The organism is Amycolatopsis sp. NPDC003676 (assembly GCF_053587275.1).
Map to the genome: position 1 here is coordinate 116,399 of NZ_JBSFNS010000002.1, position 26,299 is coordinate 142,697.

At 65.5% G+C, this 26,299-nt stretch carries 22 protein-coding genes; 8 read left to right on the top strand and 14 right to left on the bottom strand.

The window, feature by feature from the left end; all coding sequences use genetic code 11:
* Nucleotides 1-17: 17 nt before the first annotated feature.
* Complete coding sequence (locus tag ACWDNU_RS01720; protein WP_449667306.1) at nt 18-578, top strand: TIGR03086 family metal-binding protein; 561 nt, start codon at nt 18-20, stop codon at nt 576-578.
* Here the strand turns inward: ACWDNU_RS01720 and ACWDNU_RS01725 are convergent.
* The gene (locus ACWDNU_RS01725) at nt 575-1,561 is read right to left on the bottom strand and encodes a methyltransferase (protein WP_449667307.1); all 987 of its coding nucleotides are present in this window, start codon (nt 1,559-1,561) and stop codon (nt 575-577) included. The two genes, ACWDNU_RS01720 and ACWDNU_RS01725, sit on opposite strands and share 4 nt — an antisense overlap.
* Before the next feature lie 144 nt (nt 1,562-1,705).
* On the opposite strand from ACWDNU_RS01725, the gene ACWDNU_RS01730 reads away from it, so the two are divergent.
* Nucleotides 1,706-2,344 (top strand): TetR/AcrR family transcriptional regulator, encoded by a 639-nt coding sequence (locus ACWDNU_RS01730; protein WP_449667308.1) that lies wholly within the window; start codon nt 1,706-1,708, stop codon nt 2,342-2,344.
* A gap of 55 nt (nt 2,345-2,399) precedes the next feature.
* Nucleotides 2,400-3,074 (top strand): TetR/AcrR family transcriptional regulator, encoded by a 675-nt coding sequence (locus tag ACWDNU_RS01735; protein WP_370933924.1) that lies wholly within the window; start codon nt 2,400-2,402, stop codon nt 3,072-3,074.
* On the opposite strand, the gene ACWDNU_RS01740 is transcribed toward ACWDNU_RS01735, so the two are convergent.
* Entirely contained in the window at nt 3,075-4,388 is a 1,314-nt protein-coding gene (locus tag ACWDNU_RS01740) for an MFS transporter (protein ID WP_449667309.1), read from the bottom strand.
* Nucleotides 4,389-4,420: 32 nt separating this feature from the next.
* A complete protein-coding gene (locus ACWDNU_RS01745) occupies nt 4,421-5,425 on the bottom strand; it encodes a hypothetical protein (protein ID WP_449667310.1) in 1,005 nt (334 codons plus the stop codon).
* A 97-nt stretch (nt 5,426-5,522) separates the two neighbouring features.
* Here ACWDNU_RS01745 and ACWDNU_RS01750 point away from each other — a divergent pair, with 97 nt between their 5' ends.
* Nucleotides 5,523-6,119: a TetR/AcrR family transcriptional regulator gene (locus tag ACWDNU_RS01750; RefSeq protein ID WP_449667311.1), complete on the top strand. Its 597-nt coding sequence runs from the start codon at nt 5,523-5,525 to the stop codon at nt 6,117-6,119.
* Nucleotides 6,120-6,123: 4 nt separating this feature from the next.
* Here the strand turns inward: ACWDNU_RS01750 and ACWDNU_RS01755 are convergent, their stop codons facing one another.
* Entirely contained in the window at nt 6,124-6,474 is a 351-nt protein-coding gene (locus tag ACWDNU_RS01755) for an antibiotic biosynthesis monooxygenase family protein (RefSeq protein ID WP_449667312.1), read from the bottom strand.
* A 207-nt stretch (nt 6,475-6,681) separates the two neighbouring features.
* Here ACWDNU_RS01755 and ACWDNU_RS01760 point away from each other — a divergent pair, with 207 nt between their 5' ends.
* On the top strand, nt 6,682-7,860 hold the full coding sequence (locus tag ACWDNU_RS01760) for a cytochrome P450 (RefSeq protein ID WP_449667313.1): 1,179 nt from the start codon (nt 6,682-6,684) through the stop codon (nt 7,858-7,860).
* A 102-nt stretch (nt 7,861-7,962) separates the two neighbouring features.
* A complete protein-coding gene (locus ACWDNU_RS01765) occupies nt 7,963-8,346 on the top strand; it encodes a hypothetical protein (protein WP_449667384.1) in 384 nt (127 codons plus the stop codon).
* Nucleotides 8,347-8,350: 4 nt separating this feature from the next.
* Here ACWDNU_RS01765 and ACWDNU_RS01770 read toward each other — a convergent pair whose 3' ends face one another.
* Both ACWDNU_RS01770 and ACWDNU_RS01775 read right to left on the bottom strand, forming a co-directional pair.
* Nucleotides 8,351-9,292 carry an MBL fold metallo-hydrolase gene (locus ACWDNU_RS01770; RefSeq protein WP_449667314.1) on the bottom strand — a complete coding sequence of 314 codons (942 nt, stop codon included), beginning with the start codon at nt 9,290-9,292 and terminating at the stop codon, nt 8,351-8,353.
* 2 nt (nt 9,293-9,294) lie between these two features.
* Nucleotides 9,295-10,290: a fumarylacetoacetate hydrolase family protein gene (locus ACWDNU_RS01775; protein ID WP_449667315.1), complete on the bottom strand. Its 996-nt coding sequence runs from the start codon at nt 10,288-10,290 to the stop codon at nt 9,295-9,297.
* 120 nt (nt 10,291-10,410) lie between these two features.
* Here ACWDNU_RS01775 and ACWDNU_RS01780 point away from each other — a divergent pair, with 120 nt between their 5' ends.
* The gene (locus tag ACWDNU_RS01780; protein WP_449667316.1) at nt 10,411-11,010 is read left to right on the top strand and encodes a TetR/AcrR family transcriptional regulator; all 600 of its coding nucleotides are present in this window, start codon (nt 10,411-10,413) and stop codon (nt 11,008-11,010) included.
* 719 nt (nt 11,011-11,729) lie between these two features.
* Here ACWDNU_RS01780 and ACWDNU_RS01785 read toward each other — a convergent pair.
* From ACWDNU_RS01785 to ACWDNU_RS01820, 8 genes are all read right to left on the bottom strand, one after another.
* The gene (locus tag ACWDNU_RS01785) at nt 11,730-13,301 is read right to left on the bottom strand and encodes a hypothetical protein (RefSeq protein ID WP_449667317.1); all 1,572 of its coding nucleotides are present in this window, start codon (nt 13,299-13,301) and stop codon (nt 11,730-11,732) included.
* Nucleotides 13,298-16,939 carry an AAA domain-containing protein gene (locus ACWDNU_RS01790; protein ID WP_449667318.1) on the bottom strand — a complete coding sequence of 1,214 codons (3,642 nt, stop codon included), beginning with the start codon at nt 16,937-16,939 and terminating at the stop codon, nt 13,298-13,300. Before ACWDNU_RS01790 ends, ACWDNU_RS01785 begins: the two co-directional genes overlap by 4 nt.
* 1,531 nt (nt 16,940-18,470) lie before the next feature.
* A complete protein-coding gene (locus ACWDNU_RS01795; protein WP_449667385.1) occupies nt 18,471-19,331 on the bottom strand; it encodes a hypothetical protein in 861 nt (286 codons plus the stop codon).
* Nucleotides 19,332-19,350: 19 nt separating this feature from the next.
* Nucleotides 19,351-20,832, bottom strand: a complete 1,482-nt coding sequence (locus ACWDNU_RS01800; protein WP_449667319.1) for a CoA transferase — start codon at nt 20,830-20,832, stop codon at nt 19,351-19,353.
* The gene (locus tag ACWDNU_RS01805) at nt 20,829-21,686 is read right to left on the bottom strand and encodes a 3-hydroxyacyl-CoA dehydrogenase NAD-binding domain-containing protein (RefSeq protein ID WP_449667320.1); all 858 of its coding nucleotides are present in this window, start codon (nt 21,684-21,686) and stop codon (nt 20,829-20,831) included. Before ACWDNU_RS01805 ends, ACWDNU_RS01800 begins: the two co-directional genes overlap by 4 nt.
* Before the next feature lie 14 nt (nt 21,687-21,700).
* A complete protein-coding gene (locus ACWDNU_RS01810; RefSeq protein ID WP_344280993.1) occupies nt 21,701-22,864 on the bottom strand; it encodes an acyl-CoA dehydrogenase family protein in 1,164 nt (387 codons plus the stop codon).
* A 14-nt stretch (nt 22,865-22,878) separates the two neighbouring features.
* Complete coding sequence (locus ACWDNU_RS01815; RefSeq protein WP_370933911.1) at nt 22,879-24,051, bottom strand: acyl-CoA dehydrogenase family protein; 1,173 nt, start codon at nt 24,049-24,051, stop codon at nt 22,879-22,881.
* 3 nt (nt 24,052-24,054) lie between these two features.
* The gene (locus tag ACWDNU_RS01820) at nt 24,055-25,221 is read right to left on the bottom strand and encodes a CaiB/BaiF CoA transferase family protein (protein ID WP_134729335.1); all 1,167 of its coding nucleotides are present in this window, start codon (nt 25,219-25,221) and stop codon (nt 24,055-24,057) included.
* A 111-nt stretch (nt 25,222-25,332) separates the two neighbouring features.
* Here ACWDNU_RS01820 and ACWDNU_RS01825 point away from each other — a divergent pair, with 111 nt between their 5' ends.
* The gene (locus tag ACWDNU_RS01825) at nt 25,333-26,226 is read left to right on the top strand and encodes a LysR family transcriptional regulator (RefSeq protein ID WP_449667321.1); all 894 of its coding nucleotides are present in this window, start codon (nt 25,333-25,335) and stop codon (nt 26,224-26,226) included.
* Nucleotides 26,227-26,299: the final 73 nt, after the last annotated feature.

Sequence of the window (26,299 nt, forward strand, 5' to 3'; positions counted from 1 at the left end):
CTGCGAAAGGCGAAACGATGAACCCTGTCGACGATCTGGCCGCCGTCCTCGATTCCGCCAGCGAACTGGTCGCTGGCGTGTCTCGCTGGGACGCGCCGACGCCGTGCCCGGAATGGACCGTCCGCGAACTGGTGAACCATCTGGTCCTCGGGCACCGGCTGTTCACGGCCGTCCTGCGCGGCGAGGCGGGCGGCTCGCTGGACCCGCGCACTTCCGACGCTCTCGGCGACGATCCGGTGGCGGCCTATCGGGACGCGGTGGCCGGGCTGCTTTCGGCATTCCGGCAGCCGGGGGTGTTGGAGCAGGTTTTCGAGGTCCCAGCCGGGACGGTTCCGGGGATCGCCGCGGTGCATCTGCGGATCGTCGAGGAACTCGTGCACGGCTGGGACCTCGCTCGCGCCACCGGACAGGAGCCGAAGTTCGAGGACGCCTTGGTGGAGCGGGAAATCGCGTTCAGTGCGGCTCGGCTCGCCGACCTTCCACCGAAGCGGAGCCCGTTCGCGCCGCCGGTGCCGGTCGCGGAGGACGCGCCGCCGTTGGATCGGCTGGTCGGGCTGCTTGGCCGGTCGCCGAATTAAGCGACGCGGAATGTCAGCAAGCCTCGCTGGTCGGTCAACGGGGCCGCTGATTCCAGCACTAAGCCAGCGGAATCGGCGAGGGTGCGGAATTCTTCCACGCGCCGTTCGCGACCGCCGAAATGGACCAGCATGACCAGGTCCATTTCGGTGCGCGCGTGAATTCCGCTGACCGCTTCGATCGCCAGAATCCGACCGGACGGGCCCGCCGCTTCCGCGCACCGCTTCAGGACGAGGCAGGCGTTGTCGTCGTCCCAGTTGTGCAGGATGTCCACCAGCACATAGACATCTGCTCCAGCCGGGAGCGGGTCGAAGAAGCTGCCGCCCAGAACCTCGACGCGGTTGGCGAAGCCGCGTGCGGCGAAGGCGGCGCGGGTCTCGCTCGCGGTGGGTTCGAGGTCGATCAGCTGGGCGCGCAGTTTCGGATGGGCTTCGAGAATCGCGGCGAGCAAATCTCCTCGACCGCCGCCGACGTCGACTACCGTGTCGAATGCGGACCAGTCGATTCCGGCGACTACTTGCGGGATCTCGGTGCGGAATCGGTTGGTCATCTGCCGGTCGAAGGATTGCCGCAGGTGCGGTTGTTCGGAGAGATCGGTCCAGAAATCCTTGCCGTACCGGCGGGAGTAAGCGGCCTCGCCGGTACGGACGCTGTGTGCCAGTTCGACGAAAGCGAGTTCGGCGCGGCCGGCGGCGCGGTCGAGGTGCAGGAGGTTGGCGACGCCGTTTTCCTTGTCAGCACATAAATTCTCGCCATAAGAGGTGGTCAGGTAGCCATCGTCGGTGCGTTCGACCACCCCGAGCGTGACCAGGTGGCCGAGCAGGACGTCGAGCGCGATCGGCGACAAGTCCAACTCGGCGGCGACGTCGTCGACAGTGCCGGGGGCGCGCAGCCGATCGGGCAGGCCCAGCGTTACCGCGACGCGCAATGCCATCGGGGTGGCCAGGCTGGCGGCACGGAGGAGGTGGTTCGCGTCATCACTCACGTGACTCCACTTTGCCAGCCGGGTCAACCGGATTTTCCCTGCGAGGCAATGGAATCTACCCCTGCGGAAATCCGGAACATTCCGTCCGCTTCCCGGCATTGGCCTAAACTGGCGAGCAGTGTCCAGGCCCCGCAAGGAGACCCGATGTCCCGCCCGCGCAAGGTCCGCAAGGACGCCGAGGCCAACCGCGAACGGCTGCTCGCCTCGGCTGCCGCGGCGGTGCTCCGCGAAGGCCGGCACGTTCCGCTGGCCACCATCGCCGCCGAGGCCGGTCTCGGGATCGGCACGCTCTACCGCAGCTACCCCGACCGCGACGCGTTGCTGCAAGCACTGGAGCACCGCGCGTACGGCCTGCTCAACAGCCTGCTCGACCAGATCGAAAACGGCGAAGACAGCACTGGCCTCGACGCGGTCGCCCGCTATCTCGAAGGCACCGTGGACCTCGCCGACCAGCTCGTGCTCCCGCTGCACGGCGGGCCGCCGCTCGGCACGCCGGAGGCCGTAGCGGCGCGAAAGTCGATTTACCGACGGCTCGGTTTCTTCCTCGCGACCGGCCGCGAAGACGGCAGCATCCGCGGCCAGGTCAACGCCACCGACCTGATCGCGTTCAGCACCCTGCTCACCCAGCCGAAAGCCTCTGTCCTCGACTGGACCCACCTGGCGAGACGGCAGATCGCGCACTTCCTCAACGGCATCGCGACCGAAGGGCCGAGGGAAGTGCCTGGTCCCGCCGTCGAACGCGAGGACGTCGAGCAAGCCTTCGCGACCAGGACCGACAGTTAGAAGGTCTTCCGAACGATCGGCCATGTTACCGTCGGGCGTCGTCAAGGAGGTGGGGATGCCCGCAGCAGGCACCCGCAAGCCGATGCGCGAACGGTTCCGCGAGCAGGTGCGCGAGGAGGTCAAGGTCGTCGCGCTCGACCAGCTCGCGGCCGGGGGCGCGCAGGCGATCTCCATCAACGCCATCGCCAAGCAGCTGGGCGTCTCCGGGCCGGCGCTGTACCGCTACTTCTCCAGCCGCGACGAACTGCTGACCGTCCTGGTCATCGACGCGTACCACGATCTCCGCGAGGCGATGGCGAAAGCCCTCGACACCGACGCACTCGACGCGGAAGCGCAGGTCCGGCTGCTGGCCGCCGCATACCGGGCCTGGGCGCGGGAAGAACCGCACCGGTACGAGTTGCTGTTCAAAGCGCCGTTCCCCGGATACGACGCGCACGCCAAGCCGCTCGCCGAAGCCGCCCGGTCGCTGATGGGCGTACTGCTCGGGGTGTTGCACCACCTCGATTCCGCCACCGCGGAAAAGCCGACCGCGTACGAGAACGAGGAAGTGCTCGACGAGCGGCGCGCCAACAGCGAGAACCACCAACTGGCCGTCGCGTTGTGGTCGCGGCTGCACGGCTTCGTCAGCCTGGAAATCGGCGGCGGCTTCACCGCGATGGGCCTCGACGCCGACGCGTTGTTCGAGACCGAAGTACGAGTGCTGACCGACCGGGTCCGCCGCGCCTCCTGATCACCGGCGAGACGCGCGCGGCTTCGCCCCCAACGCCACCGCCAGCACGGCCCCGGCCACCATGCACGCGCCGACGACCCACAAACCGGTCCGCTGCGTACCCGTTAGATCGCGCAGCCAGCCCGTCACGTACGGCGCGACGAACCCGCTCAGGTTGCCCAGTGCGTTGATCAGCGCGATCCCGCCGGCAGCCGCCGCGCCGGACAGGAAGTTCGACGGCAGCGCCCAGAACGTCGGCAGCGCCGCACACACGCCCATCGCGCAGATGGTCACCGCGGTCATGGTGGCGTAAGGGTTTCCGAGATACAGCGCGACCGGGATCGCCGCGCCGCCGACGAGCATCGGCAGCGCGACGTGCCATGTCCGTTCCCCGGCGCGGTCGCCGTGGCGCGCCCACGGGACCATCACCAGCGCACCTGCGACATACGGGATCGCGTTCACCAAACCCGCCTGCAGCACGGTCAGTTTCGTGCCGAACTCCTCGCCGAACCCGGCGATGATCGTCGGCAGGAAGAAGCCCAGCGCGTACAGGCCGTAGACGACCGCGAAGTACACGAACGCCAGCCCGAGGATCCGCGGGTGGGTGAGCGCTTTCCGCAGCGGCCAGTGGTGTTCGGCTTCGGTGGCGCGGCGTTCGCCGTCGAGTTCGGTGGTGAGCCAGTCGCGTTCCTCCGCCGAAAGCCATTTCGCGGTTTCCGGCCGGTCGCTCAGGCAGAACCACGTGACGACCGCGAGCAGGATCGCCGGAACGCCCTCGACCAGGAACATGAACCGCCAGCCGGACAGGCCGAAGATGCCGTGGCCGCCGCTGATCAACAGGCTGGAGACGGTCGAGCCGATCGCGCTCGACACCGGCACCGCGCACATGAACAGCGCGACCGCCTTCGCCCGCTGCGCCGCCGGGAACCAGTACGTCAGATACAAAATGATGCCGGGAAAGAACCCCGCTTCGGCGACACCAAGCACGAACCGCAGCACCACCAGCGTCGTGGTGTTCGGCACGAACGCCATCGCGACGGCCACCGCGCCCCAGGTGATCATGATCCGCGCGATCCAGCGGCGCGCGCCGAACCGGTGCAGCGCGAGATTGCTCGGCACCTCGAGGATGAGGTAGCCGATGAAGAAGATCCCCGACGCGAGCCCGAAGGCGGTCGCGGTGAGGCCGAGTTCTTTGTTCATCCCGTTCGGACCGGCGAACCCGATGTTGACCCGGTCCAGGTAGTTGACGAAGTACAGCAGCATCAGCAGCGGCATGATCCGCACCGCCGCCTTGGCCATGACCCGGTTGCCCAGTGCGCTCGTCTTCGTCGACATGTCCGGATCTCACCCGCCCGGACCCCGCTGAGTCAAGGTTTTGCGTAATGCTTCGCGACCGCGGTGAACGCCTCCTTCGGTTCCCAGTTCAGGCCCGGGTACGCCGTGCCCGAGCGGCCTTCCAGGACCTTCACCAGGCCGAAGCTGGCGAGGTCAAGATCGCCGGGGTAGTTGTAGAGCGCGAACAGGAACACGAACGCACTGTCCACTCCCTCCTCGTCGAAGATTTCCAGCAGCTCGCGCAGATACGCCGCCTGCCCGGTTTCGTCGCGCTCGTACTCGCCGTCGATGCGGAGCGGATCGCCGGTTTCCTTGTCGTACTCGACGATTTCCATGCTCCGCGGCGCGACGTCGCCGGAGCCGCGCCAGGTCGCCGTCCCGAATCCGGTGATCGCGACCGGTTTCCCTTGCGCCACCAGGGTTCGCACGCCGTCCCGGAAGATGGGCGCGACCTCGGCGGAGCGGATGAGTTCCACCGTGACGAAGTCGAACCGGCTCCAGTCCACCTGCTCGAACTGGATGCACGCGTAGGTGACCGGGCCGTGGAACCGCTCCCGCACGAGCTTGACGGCGGTGTCGAGGAACGGGTCGAGCCGCTTGCCCACCGCGGCCAGCCGCTCGGCGCGGCCCTCGGGTTCGTCGAGCAGCAGACTGACCCGTTCCGCGACGTCCTCGCCGGGCAGGAAGCCGTGGTTCATCACGCTCAATTCGACGCCGGTCACGAACACGACGTCCGCCCCGGTGGCGCGCAGCCGTTCCGCCCTGGTCGCGCAGTCGGCGAAGAGGTCGAGCATCTCTTCGTGGGTCTGCTCCAGCGGATACGGCGAGAACCAGACCTCCAGTCCCAGGTCGGCCGCCCACCGCGCGGCCTGCTCCAGCCGCTCCGGATCGCCACCGACGAGATGCACCGCGGTGCAGTGCAGGTCGTCGCGGATGATCGCCAGCTCGCGTTTCACCACCTCCGGTTCGAAGCTCTCCCGCGACGACCGTCCATTGCGGACGAACCCGGTCTCGTACGTCATTCCCTTGCCGCGCATGGCGGTTTCCTCTCGTTCGGGGACGCCGCCACTCTACGCACGCAACTTGCGTGCACGCAAGTTTGCGTAGACGCACAAAGACTGCGAGACTGGGTACGTGACCGGATTGCGCGAACGGAAGAAGGAGGCCACCCGCGTCGCACTGCGCGAAGCAGCGCTGCGGCTGGCGCTCGAACACGGGCCGGCGAACGTCCGCGTCGACGACATCGCCGAGGCGGCCGGGGTCTCGCCGCGGACCTACAACAACTACTTCTCCAGCCGCGAGGAAGCGATCGTCGCCGCGGTCACCGCGGATCGCGAAAGCCGGATCGCCGCCGCCGTCACCGAGCGCCTGCCGGAGACCCGGCTGGCGGAGGCGATCGTCGACGCGATCGCTGAGCAGTACACCGACCCCGGCGAGCAGGGTCGCGACGCACTGCTGCTGATCACCACGAATCCCGGGCTGCGCACGGCTTTTCTCGACGCTCCGGCCGCGCTGGAGAACCCGCTGCGGGAAGTGATCGAGACCCGCGTCGGCGACCCGCAGACCGCGCGCGTGCTGGCCGCGTCCGTCGCAGCGGCGGTGCGGGTCGCGTTGGAGCAGTGGACGCAGCCAGCAGGCAACGGTCTGGTCGTGGTGTCCGGGTCGCTGCCGGATCTGTTGCGGCGCATGCTCGAACCGCTCGTTCCGGCACTCGACGCCGCGGAGACCTGAGGGCTCAGACGTCGATCTTCTCGAAGATGTGCGGGTACGACTCGACCTCGTCGGAAGTCTCCGCCGCCAGTCGCTGGAACTCCGGATTGCCGAACGCGGCGGCGAGCGCCTCGGTCGACTCCCAGACCGCGACGTTCATCAGCAGCCGGCTGCCCGCCGTTCCCCGGTGCATCTGCAGCGAGACGAATCCGGGCTGGGCCTTCATGTACTCGGCCTGCTTCTTGAAGACGGCCAGGAACTCTTCGGTCCTCCCCTCCGGGACGACGAAGGTGTTGGCGAGGACGATCGGTCCGGTCTTCTGCTTGAACTGAGCGAACAACGGCGTGCGCGGGTCAAGGCTCTGCAGCTTGGCCATTTTGAGAGTTCTCCTTGCGGTCGACTGAATCTAGCGTTGCTAGCTGTTGAGGCAACGCTAGCACTGCTGCCGCTCGGTTGTCTAGCAACGCTAGAAATAGGCCAAGCCGGTGAATCCCCGCCCGCTCGGCGTTCAGATCAGACAATCTCTTCACAACTTTGTGAAAGCTGTGTACCTTCTGAACTATTCAGAAGGGAAGGAGCGACGATGACCCGTCAGGCAGGACTCCCGCTCGAAAGGGGCGCGTGTCCGTTCGATCCGGTGCCGGCCCAGCGCACGCAGGCTCCGGTCGAGCCGCTGACGTATCCGGACGGCACCGAGGGCTGGCTCGTCACCGGATACCAGGAGGTGCGGGCAGTCCTCTCGGACAAGCGGATGTCCGCGCGAGTGGAGCTGGCGAAGATCCCGCTCGACTTCGGCCCGCTGCCGCCGCCGAAACCGGCGGATCCGGGGGTGTTCAGCGGGATGGACGACCCGGACCACCACCGTTACCGCAAGCTGCTGACCGGGGCGTTCACCGTGCACCGGATGCGGAAGCTGGAGGACCGCGTCGCCGAGATCGTCGACGATCATCTCGACGCGATGGCCGCCGCGGACGGTCCGGTCGACCTGGTGGAAGCGTTTGCGCGGCCGGTGCCGTCACTGGTGATCTGCGAACTGCTCGGCGCGCCGTACGAGCGCCGCGCCGAATTCGACAGGTTCACCACCACGATGTTCTCCAAGGATGTCCCGATCGCCGAGCGGATGGACGCCACCCAGGGCGTCGTCGCGTTCATCGCCGGGCAGATCGAGGAGAAACGGGCGCAGCCGAGCGACGACCTGCTGTCCGACTTGGTCCGCGGCGGCGAGCTGACCGACGAGGAACTCGCCAACATCGGCATGATGCTGCTGGTCGCCGGATTCGAGACGACCCGCAACATGATCGCGCTCGGAACGCTGGTGCTGCTGGAGAATCCGGAGCAGCTGGCTCGGTTCAAGGCCGACCCGGATCTCACTGCGGGCACGGTCGAGGAGTTGCTGCGCTACCTCAGCGTGATCCACATCGGCCCGATCCGCACCGCACTCGAGGATGTCGAACTCGGCGGCGTGACGATCAAGGCGGGCGACCCGGTCGTCATGTCGCTGCCGGTCGCCAACCGGAATCCGGAGAAGTTCCCGGACCCGGACGAGCTGGACGTCACCCGGCGCGCGGCCGGGCAGCTGGCTTTCGGCCACGGCGTGCACCAATGCCTCGGGCAGCAGCTGGCCAGGGTCGAGATGCGGACTGCCTTGTTCCGGCTGTTCGCGCGCTTCCCGGACCTGCGGCTCGCGGTGCCGTTCGCCGAGGTGGACCTGCCGCACGACGCGTCGATCTACGGCCCGGTGCGGCTGCCGGTGACCTGGTAGCGGGAGTAGCCTGGCAGCGGCGGATCGAACACTGGAATCGAGGTTTTCCGCGCTGTGCACGCGATTGCTCTGATTGGCGCCTTCACGTTCGTCTGGTTCGGGATGGTGCTCGCCATCTCATTCCTGGAAGCTCCGCTGAAGTTCCGCGCACCGGGGGTCACCATCCCGATCGGCCTCGGCATCGGCCGGTTGGTGTTCCGGGCCTTGAACATCGCCGAGATTCTGCTCGCGTTGGGAGTGGTGGTCACGGTTGTGGCCGGGCAGCCCGGGACCGCCGTGACAGTGCTGGCGGCGGTGGCTGTGGTGGTGCTGATCGGGCAGCTGGGAGCGGTCCGTCCGGCGTTGAACCGGCGGACGGACCGCGTCCTCGCCGCCCCGGAGGGTACGGAGCTGCCGCGATCTCGGGCACATTTCGTCTACATCGCAACGGAAACCGTGAAAGTGCTTGTGTTGCTGGCGCTCGGGATCCTGACCGTGGCCGGTTAGCGGCTCACGCGAACCCTTCCAGCTCGGCGATGCGGCGGAACACCTCACGGGTGTCCACCCGCTCCATCTCCGGATCGAGTTCGTAGTACACCGCGAGCACATTCTGCGCGAGCCGGCCGTGCTCGTCGAGGTCCGCGAACCGGCCCAGCGAGATGTCGCGCATCGCCTCCTCCGCGGTCATCCCCCGGCGATGGCGGTCGGCGGCCTCGGCTTGTACCCATTGCAGGTAGTCGAGGACCGAGCGGATGCCGTCGGCGTCGGTGACCGGGCCGTGGCCGGGGACGACGAACTCGGCGTCCATCGCCAGCATCGCGTCGCAGGCGGCGATCCAGTTCGACACCGGTCCCGCCCACGTGATCGGGGTGCCGCCGATGAACAACAGGTCCCCGGCGTACAGCACGCCCTCGTCGGGGACCAGCACGACGCTGTCGCCCTCGGTGTGCGCGGGGCCGAGGCAGCGGATTTCCACTGCTACGCCGCCGATGTCGAGCTTCAGCTGTTCGGCGAACGTCCGGGTCGCCGGGGTCGCGGTGATCGAGTCGAAGTCGAACGGGTGGAGGATGTGCTGGGCGAAACGGCCCAGCGGACCTTCCTGATGCACCAGGCCGCGCATGAGGTCGGGGCCGTTTGTGCGCATTTCTTCCGCCGTGGCAACGGAGGCGATAATCGAGGCGTCCGCGACCAGTTCGTTGCCGAACCAGTGGTCTCCGTTCGCGTGCGTGTTCACGACTGTCTTGATCGGACTGTCTACTGTGGTCTCTTGGAGACCGGTCAGCATTTCCCGGGTCATCGGCACGTCGAAGAGGGTGTCGACGAGAAGGGATTCTCCGGCCCCGGCGATCAGACCGGCATTGCTCCAGCCCCACGTTCCGTCCGGGACCAGCCATGACGAGCAGTGTTCGGTGAGCCGGTGATGTCCTTTGGTGTAGGGAATGTCTTTGGGCACGGTTACCTCCTAGGGACGTGCACCTCGGGTGCACCTTGATATGAAGCCAATCCCGCACCTTCCGGCGCGATCTGCCGTTGCCCCACCGGGTTTCGCAGCACCCCGACGCCAGACGCGGCAAGTTCCACCACGTCGCCCGGCTGGATCCAGCGGTCCAATTCCCATCCGCATCCGCCGCCGACGGTGCCGAGCCCGAAGAACTCCCCGGGGTAAATGTCCTCGTCCAGCGACGCCCACGCAAGCACCTCGGCGAACGAGAACTGCCGGTCCTTTGTGGATCCAGTGGCCCAGACCTCGCCGTTGACCGTCGCCGACATCTGCACCGCCCATTCGTCGACCTCGTCCATGGTGAGCACGCACGGACCCATCGCGGCACAGAAGTCTTTCCCTTTGGACGGACCGATTGTCAGGCTCATCTCGAACAGCTGGATGTCGCGTGCGCTGACGTCGTTGAAAATCGTGACCCCGGCGATGCGTCCGGCGGCCTCAGCCGGGGTGAGGTTTTTGCCGCCGCCGGAGGTGAAGAAGCCGAGCTCGAGCTCGAAGTCAAGTTGCGCGGTGTACGACGGCCAGAGCAACGGCTCCTCCGGCCCGATCACCGTCTCGACGTTGCCCTTATAGCAGATCGGCATCGCCTCGAACGCGGGCGGAACGGCGAGGCCGGAGCCAGAGGCGTGCTGAGTGTAGGTCAGGTAGTCGCGAATCCGGCGCGGCCTCGGCACCGGGGCGAGCAGCCGGACTTCCTCCTGCGGAAGCACCGCCGGATGCCCCTCGTCGATCAACAAGTCGCCTTTTTCGGCCGCTGCGTCGGCGAGCTGAAGCGCCTGTTCAGCCCTGCCGCGCGCCTCCGCCCCACCCTCGAAGAAGGCGACCATCTCGGTCGGGACTCCGGTTCCGGCCTTCGCCGCCCGCAAAACCCGCGCCGGATCCACCACGGCGTCGCCATGCAGCACCCCAAGCCGGGCCGGGCCCGCGGATTCGTAGGTGACCAGCCGCATCGCCGCCTCCTTGAACTGGAGTATAAATTTGGACTTGCGTCCAAGTTAGGCCGCGACGTTAGTACCGTCAAGGGCGTCGTTCAGCAGGCGCCGGGAAGAAATGGTGGTTGACTGCGAGACATGACGGCAGAAGCGACGGGCGATCGGCGGACCAGGCAGCGACACGAACGCCGGGACCGGCTGTTCCAGGCGGCCGTGGAGCTGTTCGTGGAACGCGGCTACGACAACACCACGATGGAGGACATCGCCGAACGCGCCGACACCGCGCGCGCCACCGTGTTCAACCACTTCCAGCGCAAGACCGCGTTCCTCGACGAGTGGAGCCTGCGGCGACGGGAACGCGCGATGACCGCGGTGCGCGCCGAAAACCTGGAGGACCGGCCGCTGCGCGAGGTGCTCAGCCGGTACCTGATCGAACTGGCGCGCAACAGCCTCGACTCCCGAGCCGAGACGATCGCCTGCATGGGCGCGGCGATCCACTCCACCAACGTGTTCGGCAATCCGCGACTGGCCCGTGAATTCGGCACGTTCGTCGCACGGGCGCAGGAAGCCGGCGAGATCCGCGCGGACATCGATCCGGCGCAGGCCGGGTTGCTGCTGGCTACGTCTTATTTCGGGACGCTGAGCTCGTGGATCGAGAGCGAGGATGCTCCGTTTGATTTGCAGGAGCATTTGCTGAACATGGTGGAAATGATTCTGAACGGGATCGCGATGAGATGAAACTCGCCAGGTGGCAGGAAGTACCAGTATTGAACCTTCTTCCCAGTGCAAACTAGCCGGAGAAGAACTGCATTGCGGACGGCCGGAGCCTCGCCTGCTCCACACGACAGGCAGTTCCGCCCTGGGAGCAGCCAGTTCGACGATCGCGGCCTGGATTTCTCATCGGACAATGGCGATCTCGCCGGAATTCTGCGTCAACGTTTCGGCGACGCGGTAAGCCTGACCGGTCGCCGGGCCGCTCGATATCGCTCATGCAGTTTCAATATTACCTTCGGAAAACCCGGTTAAGCCTCAGATCAAGACAATGACACAGGCAATAGCGGAGAAAACGTCGACGGCGAAAGATCCCATTTCAGCCGTTCGCGGAACCTTCCGATCACTCGATGCAGGTTCCGCGACCCGCTTACCGCCTATGATGACCCACTTTCGACTGCATCTCATGCTATCGCGCCTGCAACTTCCGCACTGTGTCCATTTCGAGGCGCGAGCCACCGATCCATTTATCGACTTGATGCCCCCGTCGCGAGCGTTCTCGATAAGACTTTCATCATGCAATACGTTAGTGCCGCACCTACGCCTTCTTCGATCGTTTACCCCTTACCCTTGACTTCTTTAAGCGCATCGGTCGCAGCCGCAGCGGCGACCTCAACGTTAGTCATCCCTGAGCAGAATAAGCCCACGCTACGTCATCGATATTTTCCACAGGGAGAAGCGTTAGCTCAGACACTACGCAACCGCCTAAGCACATCCGATCGAACGGAGCCGGCGAAGACGAAATGCACCGAGTTCCCGCCAGCATTCGCGACGACGAGGCGGTCCTCCGTGTCAAGGAACCACTGTTCAGGAGTGCCGGAACCGGCAGGACGCACTCGCAGCGCGGCGGGCAACTGATGTGCGGCAATCAGCGACAGGGCGCTTGTCTCCGCCTCATTCCCACGCCCGCAGTCGACTACTGCACGGCTCAGAGCCGACTCGCGCGCGCCCTCGCTCGCCCACCTCTCTGCGGTGTGCCTCCACCGGTACACCGCAACTGCCGTGTCGTCACCTGAGCTCTCCTCCCACCAGCCAGCGGCTAGCCTCGCGAGCGAAGTGAGCGCACGATATCCGGCGAGCCGAGCACTGATGCCACGGTCCGCCTGAGCGAACACACTGGTCCCGACAATGGCTACTGGGCCTGACTGAGCAGTTCCGAGCACCAGGTCGGTAGTCACCGTGCCTGTGTTGGCAAGCAAGGTGAGCTTGCCTGCGCCTCCTTCGCCCCGCGTCCGTTGAAATGCTGAGATGATGACCTCATCGTCATCCTCGCTCGACCACAAAAGGTCCACGTTGACTCCACGCTTAAGGAGCAGCACCACGAGCTCCTGCACCGTCTTGGCCGAGGACTCCACCAACCCGTTGGCGACGACGAAGACGCTACCCGTGGCCACTGCCGCGAAATCGTCGAGCAAGTGACGCTTCTCATTTGCGGACACCGCGACGTCGACATCAGCAATCGCCGTGCTCAGATACTCGTAGCTCGCTGCATCCGGCCCAGGTCGGTTGAGCGTTGTCCCGATATTGTTCTTCCTTGCTAAGGCTCGGACGGCCTCCCCTACCGCTGGACCGAGGTCGAACTCACTGGCGTTCTCGGTGATCAGCCGGATCACTACCTCTGACATATCCCGCCACTGGGGTGGCAGCCCAAACACGCAGCCAGCGTCCAGGTCAACTTGGATCGGCAGGTAATGCATGTCCTGACTGACCCGCACCGCCGGATCGATCCAGCGAATCCATTCCTGGTGCTGATCCGACCGAGGGAGAAGACGTTCGACCTCGCCGACGTTTAGCTTGGTCCGCTGCACACGCGGTGGCAGTCCTTCTGGGAACGGCTTGCCGTTCCGAGCCCGCCGCAGCATGGCCCGCGTGACCATCATCAGCTCTGACGCCCGGATGAGCTGCCCGGACAGTCGCTCCATTGCAATGCGCTGGCGCCGCGTGCGTACCAGCACGGACTCCGGCTGACGCCCGGAGTCCACTGTGCGCTTGCCCTCGTCAGTAATCATGAAATGCATCTCCTGGCCAACTTGACGCATAGCGACCCACCCCTCCTGGATCAGAGTCACCAGCGCCTCAGTGAGCAGCCTGTCGTGCACCTGGAACAGCGAGCGCAGATCGGCGAAAGTGGAGCCGCTTACCGACGAAGTTTCCAGCACCGTCCGCAACAACATCGCTTCAAGCGGGCTGTAGGGTCTGCCGCGCACCAGCTCGTAGCCAACTGAGTACATACTGAGCGGCAGCTGCGTATGAATCATCGAGTCTCCTCACCAGTCCCCGGTCGCCCTAGCGGATCGAGAAGCACCGGATCCGCAGTTATCCGAAGAGCGGTGCCATCAGCGAACCAAGTCTGCAGACGGTCAAGCGCAAACGCGAGGTGCTGAGTCCGCGATGGCTGCTCCGGGTTGCGCGAGACATGCTCGACCTGAAACCGGAAGAAGTCCCACGACCCCGCAAGCACCAGCAGTCGTTCGGCCCGGGAGAACAGCACGTTTAGTCGCCGAGCCTCGTCTAGGAAGCCGAGGCCACTGCCACTGGGCTTGGCGTTGTTGCGCACCAGGCTAACCACAATTATTTCAGCCTGATTTCCTTGGAACGAGTCCACAGTAAAGAATCCGTCGCGCCCCGTGCGCGGCCCGCCTCTCGGATCTTTGGCGAAACGGAGCCCTGACTCGCTCAGCGCCTGCCGCAGTACATCGGTGTCGAGCTTCTCCTTGAGATAGCCGACTTGCTGCGCATACGGTGATAAAACGGCGACGCTCTGCGGTGCGTCCACATTCCCCTTCAGCGACTGGAGAAAGTTCCCGATTACGCAGGCTTCTGCAAAGTTCCGGTACTTTGGTGCCGTATGCTCGGCACTGCGGGTGTCGGCGGCCGCAGCAGGAATGTCAAGCCACAAGACCGCATGTGCGCCGAGGCCATCGGGACCGCTGAGTCTGTGTTTGATGCCCTCGACCGGCTTCCCGGTCGAGGCGTCCCGCGTGTAGTGCTCCAGGCGACCGTCGTAGTACACGTCCGATACGAGATCGCCGATAACCGGATGCATGCGGTGCTGGCCGGTGAGCAAACCGTTCTCAGGTTCGTGGTAAGCGCAGAGTTTGTGAAAGTGTTCGAACACGCGCACCCAAACTCTGCAATACTCACCGAAATCCGAGCGCTGCTCAGGGGTCCGCTCCCGCCACAGCTGCAAAAGTTCCCTGTCGAGCAGCCGCCCCGGACGATCTAGCGCTTCAAATGCAGCGACTGTGGCATCAAGATCGCTGAGCGCTTTCTCGTAGTCCTCGATCCGATATGGGGAAAGTTGCTTCGGATCACCGATGAGCAGCCACTGATGGCCGAGAAACAGAGGTAACGCAAGCTCAAACCCGTGAGCCTTCCCGGCCTCCTCGACGATCGACCAGTCGTAGGAAACCTCGCCGGCAAGCGCCGCCAAGTCTCCGTCCCCAGTAGTGCTGTAGGTGATGTTCGCGCTGCGCTTGACCAACTCGCGGAATTGCCTAGCCACTGAGCCGTCTTCGGTCATCAGATCAGTCAGCATCTCCTTGCACGCCGTCAACCAGTCTGCCTGTATGGCCGAAAGCGGTCCCGGTGGTGTGGCTTCGAGTCGAGCGATCGCCTGGTGCAAGATCTTTTTGGCCACCTCACGCTCGGACCCGTGCCCTGACTCTTGGGCTCCATTCGTCGTCACCGTGCGACGAAGCCTGATGGCGAGGGGCTTCCGGTCGGCGGGCACATCCTTAAATGCCTCCTCCTCGACCTTGGCACGCAACACGTCGACCGCGGCGTGTCCTTGGGCCGTGATGAGGATCTGGGCGACCGGATCCTCCTCGAGAATCTCCCGCAGCAGCCAGGTGACCAGGTGCGTCTTGCCTGTCCCCGGCGGGCCTTGCAGCGTGTAGATCGGTCGGACCGCCAGGATCTTCTCGATCTGCGTCAGCTTGCTCGAGTCGACGGTGTCGGGCGTCAGCGGTACCGGCAGTGGGGCTGAGCCGCTGTCCATCAGAACCCGTCCGGGGCTGGACAGGCTCTCCAGCAAGTAGGTGTGTTTGGCCAGCTTTTCGATCGCCTCCTTGCGCCGCCTTATCAGCAGTACCTGGCCGCCGAGCCCCGTCGTGCGGAGCACTTGAACATCACCCTCGCTGGGGAACCTGGGATGTGCCCCAACCGGGCGCAATGTGACGGTATGACTCTGGACATCCGCATCCGCGACCTCCCACTCCGGTTCAGCTGGGCGGGTGTCGATGCTCTCGTTGTCCGGGTCGCAGAGTTGGATCCGATTACTGCCGGGCTGACCGCTGCTGCGCTCCCGGAACAGGAACGCCGCCATCCCACCTTCCCGCTGGAACATTCGCAACGGGCTGTGCTTCCTGGCGACCTCGCGGACCTGGATCTCAGTGACGACACCGTCGGCCTCCGTCACCGCGATGATTTCGCAGCGGAACAGCTCCGCGTCGCGGATCAGGACATCGATCTGGTTGGTGATCCGGAGAAACTCCAGTAGCCGCTCTTGCTCTCGGCGGCGCGCCCGAGCGGTGTCGACCTGCGGCAGGAGGAGGTCCCAGCTCGGGGCACCTAGCACCTGGTTACCAAAATTCCGCTTGTCCTTTGTGCTGAGGAACTCAATTCGACCAGGCGCGACGGCAGTCTGGTTGTTCGGCGCTGTACTCATGTACTCGCGCGCCTTCCGGCAGAAGGCGTACGTCCAACCCGCATCGCGTCCATCGGGGTCGGTCGCCCTGGTGATTTCCAGGTGCATCGACTTGCCAGTAAGCGTGTAGCTCGACCGAGCCGGGATCGGCGTGATGGTCGCGCCGCCGGAGAAGTCGGCGTACAGAAAGCTCTGCAGAGCCGCGAGATGTTCTGGCCGCTGCGGGTCGAAGGTCTCACCAGGATTTAGTTTGAGTGTCTCGCGCAGGCCTCGTTCCAGACAGACGTCGACGAGCGACCGACTGCGCGGGTCGAAAACCACGACGTGGCGAGCCGAATCCGCGCCGTGCATCATAGGCTCGCGGAGCTGTCGAATGACCTCCTGGAGCATTAACTTGATCTCGGAGTGGTGTCGCGGCCGGGTCGCGGGTTCCTCGGCGATGAGCCGAGCGAGAAGTTCGTGCTCGATCGGCGTCAACTTTTTCCTTGCTCTCGCCAGGTGATCGAGGACCAACTGGTATCGCTTGCGCGGATCCGGGTTGTTGGTGTTGAGGTGCTCAATCGAGAGCATGCATCGTGCAGCCAGCATGCCGAACCCGAACCAATCCTGGTGCGGTCCGAAGGCAGCATTTCCATCCAGCATCTCCGGCGCGGTCTCCCAACCGATTTGTGCAGCCGGAACCGCCGAAGGCCGACCGAGCCGAACACTCCACTCAAACCCTCCGAGCATGGCGGACTCCGGCCCCTCCTTCGGATCGAGGAAGATTGAATCGGGAGACACACAACGGTGCACTACCTGCTGCTCATGCAAGAGGGCCAGTCCGTTCGCGATGCGGGCGAGCATCAGCCACAACTCGCGACGGGCATCGACTCGGCCCGACAGCCAGGCGTGATTCCCGCGGTCACCCGTTAGGACAGATGTCAATGAGGCCAGTCCCGGCGTCTCGAAGATCATCACGAAGCAGCGTTGGTCGTGATCGATACCAACGTTATGCAACTGGAGCAGGGAATGCTCCGACTCCGGGGTGCTGCGGATTCGGTAAAGCGTCCGAAGCTCTGCGTCCCATAGCGCTCGCTGCACGTCATCTGGCTTCGCGTCAGGAAACGGCCATGCCTTGACCAGGTAAGGCTTAGCCCACTCCTCCTCGTCGACACCAGCCCAGAGTTCAGTGTCGCCCGCCGTTGCGATGGGCGATCCAACGAGCCGGTAGCGACCACCGAGCAGGATCGTTTCAGCCGCGAGTGCCATGCCACTCCCATCCATTCGTCAAGCGCAGTGCAGCGCGGAACGAGCCCCGTCAAGGCACCTTGGAATCCCGGTCTGCCCCGACGTTGCCGCCGAAGCGCGACTTGCATGGAACCTGTCGCGCGGTGACAGCGCACTGTTACCCGAGGGAATTTTTCACAAGGATGAACGCTCGTATGATTACGACCAACACTTTGACCGAGAGCACCAAATTACAGAACATGCACTGAGCACGCTTCACAGAGCGACCGCGGGATGTACAGCAACTTCCGCAGCATTTCGTACTCGCTCACCCGGCGGCGAGCGATCTGCACACTCGCAGGCTGGACTCAACACATCCGACTTGATTCACTCCAATTTTCGCAAGGACAAGCTGGCTGGGCGCAGCGTTCGGGATGCGGCTTCCGAGCTAGCCCCATACGCGGAACTACCCGCGCGTGCGGCCACAGTCCTGGCTTCGCCCCAAACCGAACCTGACCGCGATGGGCGCGCTTCTGGTCAGGCTGTCAGGCTTCTCTCCGACGTCAGCACCCTCGACCATGCAGCGGTCACGTCGTCGTGCGGCGGCACCCAAGACCTGACGGAACCGGATGAACCCGCGAATCGAAATCCATGATTCCGTGCTCAACCCGGCCCGATGCGCAGATGTTCATCATCTTGCACACCTCGCAGAAACGAATTTAACATAGAGCCAAATTGGCACCACGCGAAACCGTGAAGACTATCACCCCGCGCATGGGGTACCGGGCCTGCCATCAACGTTAACGATCGCTACCGCAGCCGACGAAGTAGCAGAATCCGTCTAATACCTGGCTTTGCGCATCGACTCGGTGATCTGTCCGGGCAAGTCCAGATGCTGCAAGCGCAAGGTCTTGAAGTCCTCACGGGCCGTGTACAGCCACTGCTGCACTAGGTCGGGCTTGTGCTGAACAAGTTGCTCAACACCCCCGACACGCCAGTGGGCAACCGGCACGCTTCTTCCAGAAATCCGGGAAATTCTCCTGACAATCTTTTGGAAAGTCAGATCACAGTCCAGATAGCTCCCCTTTCGCGCAGGTGCAGCAAGCTCGGCGGCGCGGCCCCGGGTTCACGCCTCTCGCCTTTAGGCCGATGGTTGATAGCCGACGACAGGGAAGCCCGACTGAAAGGCGTGCTTCCAGTGCCCGGGCCTGACCGGTCGCGTTGTGGCGCACCGTGACCACCGGATCTCCCAACTTTCCGCCACCTTGCGTTCCATGTTCGCGGAAATCTTTTTTAGCTTCGGCAGGCCTTCGGTGGCTATGCAGGAAACTCGTCAATCTTGTCGAGGCCTTACCCGACCGGCCCCGAAACTCCTTACCAGCGAAGTCGATCACGAGACTTTCCATGTCAGTGGCAGAAGTTCTTGAGTGCGTTTGTTCGCGTTAGTCAAGTACTCTTTATCTTGCCGCAGCGTCATGACCAGCGTGCTCATCCGCTCCAAATTGACCCGTATCCACGAGCGGCCACCATCGAACCCCATGAGCCAGAACTCGAGGGCAAATCAGCCCATAAACTAGCGATTAGTTCCGGCGATACCCGACAACAACTCACCCATCTCCACCACCACGCGCGATTCACCGCCAGCCAACGGCACCGCAGTGATCCGCCCGCCCAGATCGGACACGTAAGCGACTTCGTCATCCACCGCCAGCCCAATCGCCTCAGTGAATCCGCTTGCCAAAATCTCCGGCTCAGCGCCCTTCTCCCCCGGCCCGGGAAGCGGGGCGCGGTTCAGCGTGTTCCCCTTCGGAGCCGCGCCACGGTCGGTCCAATACAGGTACCCGCCATGGATTTCCAGGTCGATCGGTTCCGGCAGGTGATCCCACAGGGTCTCCACATCGGACCGGTCGCGGGCGGTCTCCCCCGAGGGAATCTCCAGCCCAGCGCGGAAAATCCGGCCGACACCGCCCTTGGCCGGACCCTTTTGCGTCCAGTAAAGGTGCGTCGAATCCACAGTGACGCCGACGCATTCCTGCATCCCGCTATCGTCCGGCTCGTTCACGATCAGATCCGTGAGACCGGTCCCATCCGGACGCACCCGGGTGATTCGATAACCCTCCCGGTCGCCCCAGTACAGGGAACCGTTGTACGCCAGCTGTTTCCCGGTAGTGAGAGTTCCATTCGGGACCACATCGCGCGCGCCGGTGCCGTCGAAAGACACCGCGTGCAGGCCACCGTTGCGAGCCGAGTAGTCCAGGCCAGCTTCGCCCGGCACGGAAGGGTCGCGCGTAGGCATGCCCATGGTGGTCCAGTAAACAGTCCCGTCGGCGACCACAACGCCATCCGGCGAGACACCAGCATCTTTGTACAGCGGGGTAACCTGCCCGTCGGGAAGTCCGACGCGGTAAATCGTCCCGGTGCGAATGCCCAGCACTACCAACTCGCTGAACATGTCACCTCCACTCTGGACGGTGCGATCCCCTCGGGATCAACGGATTCGTGTAATAGCCCGGAGTTTCCGACATCCGGATCTGTTCGGTGACGCCGCGATACCGGCCAAGCGGAGTGTCCGCGGTGAAGGTCTCGGGGTCAAAGTATTCGTGGCCGGGAGCGACACCGGCGACTTCAGCGGCGTAGCCCTTGTCGAAGATTCCCAGGCTCAGCAACCACAAGGCGACGCGAGTCAACGAAACCTGCACCCGGTAAGAACCGCCCCATTCCGCGCGGAGCATGAGGGCACGCAGGATTCCCAACTGCAGGAACCATGAAGTGATGTAGTCGTTCACCACCGGTACCCCGGGCAGCGACGGGACTCCGCCCTCGCCTTCCAGCAGCATGACGCCGGACAGGCAACCGGCGGTCTGGTCGAATCCGACGCGGCCGGACCACGGGCCGGTGCTGCCGTTGAGTGTCACTTCGGCGTGGATGATTCCGGGACGGATTTCGGCGGCGGTTTCCGCGTCGAGGCCATGGCGCGCGAGGTATCCCGGGCGGCGGTTGGCGTAGAAGATGTCGGCACCGGTCAGCAGCCAGCGCATTCGCTCCTGGTCGGCGGCGCGGCGGAAGTCGAGGCGGGTGGAGCGAACGCCCACATTGGACGTCGCATAAAGCAGCGGCAGTTCGTATTCGCCCGGATCCCATACGTTCAGCACGTCCGCGCCGTGCAAAGCCAGCGCACGGCCGCAGCCAGCGCCCGCGATGATGTGTGCCCGGCCCAGTGCACGGATTCCTTCGAGCGGCGTAGAAGGGTTGGGGTGCAACGGTTCCGGCGGGCTGTCGCCGATCCGCTCGACGATCACCGGCGGCATCGTCGACAGCACCGACTGGTACTGCTCGGTGGCCATCAGCTCTTCGGTCGTGCGCACCACCGGCATGATGACGCCCGCAGCCTCGGCGGCGTCCTCCAGTTCGAACGAGTTCCACTGCGAGATCGCCTGCTGCACCAAGGCATCCCGCTCCGGAACACCGAGCAGTGCGGCCGCGTCGTTGCGCAGCTTCGGGTACGGGCTGATCGGGTGCACCCAGCGTCCGTCCGAAGTGGAGTAGAAGCGATCCGTTCCGAAGGCCGGATCGACGCGCGCCGGGTCGCCTTGCGGGTAGCCGTCGAGCAGTTCCCATTTCTTGTCGTAGAACGGGCACAAGCGGTGCGGCGCGGTCCGCAGGTCCATCGAGATGTCCTGACCGCGTCCGCCGCGCTGTTGCCAGATCTTCGCCACCGCAACGGATTTCGCCGCTAGCGCGATGGACGTCGCCCCGGCTAGCCGCAGTGCGCCCGGCAGGATCGGGTCGGCTCCGGTGAATTCGATCCGGCCGCCGGCGTCGGATTCTTGCAGGCCGACCGAGCCGAGCAGATCAGCCAGCGGCTGGTGCAGGTCGTATTCGTCAGTGGTGGCTGGGTTGGCGAGCGCGGCTTCGAGATGCTCGGTGAGAGTCATTCCTTCTCCAGCGCGTCCAGCAGCGCGCGAGTCCGACTGTCTCGCGCTTCGACCCGCGCCGAGTAAGTGTCCGCGGTGCCGTAAGTCTGTTCGACCTCGTCGATCACCGCGTCGAGGTGTTCCCGGTCCGGGCGGCCGATTTCGAACTTCATCTGCGAGCCGACGTGGGTCACCAGGTGCCGGATTCCGTCCGGACCGCCGCCGAGATGCATGCTCTCGAACGGCCCGATGGTCGCCCACCGCGGCCCGAGCGAGGCCTTGACCAGCTCGTCCAGATCCGCCGCGGAGATCACGCCCTGCTGCACGAGGTACATCGCCTGGTCGTTGAAAACCTTCTGCAGCCGGTTCCCGACGAAGCCGGGCACTTCCTTCTTCAGCGTGATCGGCTTCTTGCCCAATCCCTGGTAGACCTCGACGGCCTTAGCCACAGTCTCCGAAGAGGTCGAAACCCCGGGCACCACCTCGACCAACGGCATCAGTTCGGGCGGGTTGAACGGGTGCCCGATCACGATCCGCGAGGCCGCGCTGTTGCCCTCGGCGATCACCGAGGGCAACAGCGACGAGGAGGAGGACGCCAGTACTACGTCGTCGCGCGTGGCGGCGGCGAGCGTCGCGAACATTTCCCGCTTCAGCTCGATCCGCTCCGGGCCCGACTCCTGGACGAAGTCGGCCCCTTCAGCGGCTTCCGCGAGGTCCGCGACTGCCGTGGCGGGCAGCCCGGCGAGGTCTCGAGCGACGATTTCCCGCAGGTCCGGGCGCGGATCGGTGACTCGCACCGTCCAGCCCGCCTCGGCGAACAGCCGAGCCCACGACACTCCGATGACCCCAGCGCCGACGATCGCGACGACCGGCATGGCGCACTCCTTTCTCAGGCGGTGACCGCGTCCGCGTTGTTGAGCAGCGCACTCGGCGGCGTCAGCAACGCGTCCGACGCTAGCGCGCGGCGACGGGCCGCGCTCACTCCGCCGTAACTCTCCGTAATGGCGATGAGGCGCGCCGCGTGGTGCGCGACCTCTGATTCGTAAGTCATCCCGATGCCGCCGTGCAGCTGGACAATCTCCTCGGCGGTAGCGGTCGCGGCGTCGGACACGAACACGAACGCGTCGTCAGCCACGGCGTCGAGGTCCACTGTGGACGCACCCTTGTCGTACGCCTCGACCGTCGCGGTGGCCCACAGCGCCAGCGAACGAGCCAGCTCGACCTTCGCGTACAAGTCCGCGGCACGGTGCACGAGCGCCTGGAACGCCGCCAGCGGAACACCGAACTGCTTGCGGGTCTTGAGGTATTCGACGGTCATCGCGAGCCCGGTCTCCATGAGGCCGATGGCCTCGCCGGTGACCGCGATCCGCGCCCGCGAGAACGCGCGACGCAACGCAGCCGGTGCGTCGGAGTCCGCGGTGCCGAGCAGAACCGCTGGCGTACCAGCGAATTCGACCTGCGACGTGTGACCCCAGTCGGCGGCCCGGCCGTCGACCCGAGTGATGCCCTCAGCAGTCGCCTCGACCAGGTACACCCCGGTACGGCCGTTCTCGTCGACCGCGGTGACCAGGAACTTGTCGGCCTGATCAGCGTTGCGCACCGGCGATTTCACGCCAGTAAGCGCGGAACCGGCCGCTGACACCGACGGCGCGACGCCCCACGGACGTCCCGGCTCGGCGTGCGCGACCGCGATCGTGGTGCCACCGGCGGCGAGCACCGGCAGCAGCGCCTTGACCTGGTCGTCGGTGCCCAGTTCGGTGATGATCCACGACGGCAGGAACACGCCGTCGAGCAGCGGTTCGGCCGCCGCGTGCTTGCCCATCGCCTCCAGCGTCGCGTAGACCTCGACCGGGCCGGCGTCGGCGCCGTCGTGGTCGCCGGAGATCGGGAGACCGGCGAGACCCAGCTCGCCGAGGGTGTTCCAGACCTGGTCGTTCCAGCCGAGTTCGCTGCTCGTCGCGGCCGCGCGGCCGCCTGCCGGGTAGCCGCGGCCGACCGCCGTGTCGACGGTCTCGAACAGCAGCTTCTGGTCTTCGTTGAATTCGAGGTTCATGAGTCGCCGTCCCTTTACAGACCGAGGATCGTCTTCGCGATGACGCCGCGCTGGATTTCGTTGGAGCCGCCGAAAATCGACAGCTTCCGCTGGTTCAGGTACTGCGCCGCGGCCACCACCGCGGCCTCGTCGGCCTTCACCGGCGATTCGGTGTCCAGCAGCATGCCGTCGGAACCGGCCGCGCGCATGCGCAGCTTCGTGAGCGCCTGCAGGGCCTGCGTGCCCTCCATCTTCAGCAGCGACGACACCGGGCTCGGCTGCCCGTTTTCCGACGCGGCGGTGACCCGCATCTGGGTTGCTTCGAGCGCGAGCAGCGTGGTCTTCGCGGTGTGCATGGCCGCGCGGAACTCCGCGTCGTCGGCGAGCGGACCGTCCTCTGTGGGCAGATCGGCGGCCGCGGCGGCGAGGTCAGCGAAGATCCGCTGTCCGGTGCCGACCTGGGCGATGCCGTTGCGCTCGTTGCCAAGCAGGAACTTCGCGTACGTCCAGCCCTTGTTCTCCTCGCCGACCAGGTTCTCCGCCGGGATCACGACGTTGTCGAAGAAGAACTCGTTGACCTCGGCGGAACCGTCGACCAGCTTGATCGGACGGCGCTCGATGCCCGGCGTGTTGAGGTCCAGCAGGAGGAAGGACAGGCCCTGCTGCTTGCGCGGCGCGTCCGGGTTGGTCCGCGCGAGCACGAACATCCAGTCGCCGTACTGGCCGAGCGTGGTCCAGGTCTTCTGTCCATTGAGGACGTAGTGATCGCCCTCAAGACGAGCGGTGGTGCGCAGCCCGGCGAGGTCCGAACCGGCCTCCGGCTCCGAGAAGCCCTGCGACCACCAGATGTCGAGATTCGCGGTGGCCGGGAGGAACTTCTGCTTCTGCTCCTCGCTGCCGAACTCGGCGATGATCGGGCCGACCATGCTCGCGTTGAAAGCGAGCGGCTGCGGCACCGCGTTGCGCTGCAGTTCGGAGGCGTAGATGTGGGACTGCGTCGGAGTCCAGTCCTGGCCGCCCCATTGCGTCGGCCAGTGCGGCACCGCGAGACCGTGCTCGTTCAGGATCCGCTGGCTCGTGACAATGTCGTCGCGCGTGATCAGGCCGAGTGCGCTGCGCTTGCGGATTTCCTCCGGAATCGCGCCGAGGAACACCTCCCGCAATCCGTCGCGGAACGCGAGGTCCTCTTGAGACAGTTCGAGATCCATCGATCAAACCCCTTCAGTGGTGCGTACGGCTCCGACGACTTCGGCGGTGCTCGCTCCGGCGCGTTCGGCGTGCCTGCGGAACCCGGCCGGGGTCCGCGAGAAATGCAGCGGGCTCTCCACGACGCGGATCGTGCCCTCGGTCGGGTGTTCCCGCTCGGTGATCAGCCCGACTTCCTGAACGTACGGGTCGGTCGGCAGGTCGGCGATGTCGACGACGACCGCGTACGGAACGTCGTGGGCGGTCAGGTACTCCTCCCACTCCGCGGTGGTGCGGCTGGCGGAGTTGGCCAAGACCTTCTCCACCCCCGCGGTGAAAATCTCCCGGTCGATCACCGGGGAGTCCCAAGCCGGATCGGCCGCGGCGTCGTCGAGGCCGGCGCCGATCAGCAGCGTCCGCACGGCGTCGTTGGTGTAGGGCACCGCGGCGATCGCGCCGCCGTCGGCCGTGCGCATCGCGGCGTGCGTGTCGCTGAGCGAAAGCGGGTTGCCGACGTCGCCCGCGGCCGGGACGAAGACGTCGCCGGCCAGGTGCTCGACGAGATTGACCGCGATCATCGCGTCGGCCATCGCCAGTTCGACCTGCTGGCCCTTGCCGGTGCGCTGCTGGTCGAAGAGCGCGGCGAGCACGCCGTTGAGCAGGTACAGCGCGGCGGTCTTGTCGGCGATGAAGGTCGGGACGAACTGCAGCGTGCCGCCTGCCCGGTCCTGCAGGCTGACCAGGCCGGACGTGGCCTGGATGACCTCGTCGTAGGCGGGCCGGTTGGCGCGCGACGAGCCAGGCGCGAAACCCTGCGCGTGGGCGTAGACGAGGCGGGGGAAGCGTTCGCGCAGCTGCTCGTAGCCGAGGCCGAGCCGGTCGAGCGCGGCGGCGCGCATGTTGGTGACGAGGACGTCGGCGTCGGCGAGCAGGGCGAAGAGGTCTTCGCGGCCGGCGGGGTCCTTGAGGTCGAGTTCGATGCTGCGTTTGTTCTGGTTGACCTGCATGTACAGCGGGGCCATCCCGGGCGTGCGGCCGGTGTTGGCCGGCGAGTGCCGGGCGACGTCGCGCAGCGGTTCGACCCGGATCACGTCGGCGCCGAAGTCGCCGAGGATCTGCGTGGCGTACGGGCCCATCACCGCGGACGACAGGTCGAGCACCTTAACCCCGGAAAGCGGTCCGGTGGCATCCATCTTCGCGGTCCTCCCGTTGACGATCTTTGCTTCGCCACTGACGCTAAGCGCTTGCTCACCAGAAGGGAATGACCGAGTGCATCAGATCGGTATGACCACGGTGATAACACCGTGGGTACGCTGCTCACCGTGGAGATCCACCACCTGCGGTACTTCCTCGCGGTCGCGCGCGAGCTGAACTTCACCCGTGCGGCGCGGGCGTTGAACATGTCCGTGCCGCCGCTCAGCCAGCGCATTCGCGACCTCGAACGCGAGCTGGGCGAGCCGCTGTTCGACCGCTCCACCCACCACACGCGACTGTCCGAGGCGGGCGAAGCGCTGCTGCCGCTCGCCGAATCGGTCGTTTCGGGCTTCGACGCGATTCCGGCCCGGATGCGCACCCGCGACCAGCGCGCCGACGTCCGCCTCGCCATCCCCGACGTGCTCAACCCCGCGCACCGCCGCCAGCTCAGCGAATCGATCCGGGCGCTGGACGGCTCCTACCGGTTCACGCTGCGGCAGATGCCGTCGCTCGGGATGGAGTCGGCACTGCTCAGCAGCTCGCTTGACCTCGCCGTCTCGCACCTGGGCACTTCCGACGACCGGCTGTCCACCATCGTCCTTTACCGCGAGCCGCTCGGTGCCGTGGTGGACGCGTCGCGGTTCCCCGACCGCACCTCGCTCACCCTCGCTGACCTGCGGGGATTCCAGTATCTGCAGGGCCCGCGCCACTGGGATCTCGGCTCCCGGCGCGCCGAGCAGCTCGCCGCCCAGGGTGCGCTCGTCGATCCGGAGGCACAGTTCTCCGACGTCAGCGGGCTGTTGATCTTCTTGCGCAGCACCAAAAGCTTCACCCTCGCGCCGGTCGAATCCGCGACGGCGCTGGCACTGGACCCGAACGAATGCGCGGTCCTGCCGATCGACGATCTGGTCGCCACCCTCACGACGTTCCTGATCCGGCGCACCGCCGACACGCGACTGGACCCGGTGGTCGAGGTGCTGCGGCACGCCCGCGTACCCGACTGACCTCGACTGATGCCCGACCCGGGGATTCACCCAGCCGTGGCAACTTTACATTTCGATGCCTCTTGTCAATCGC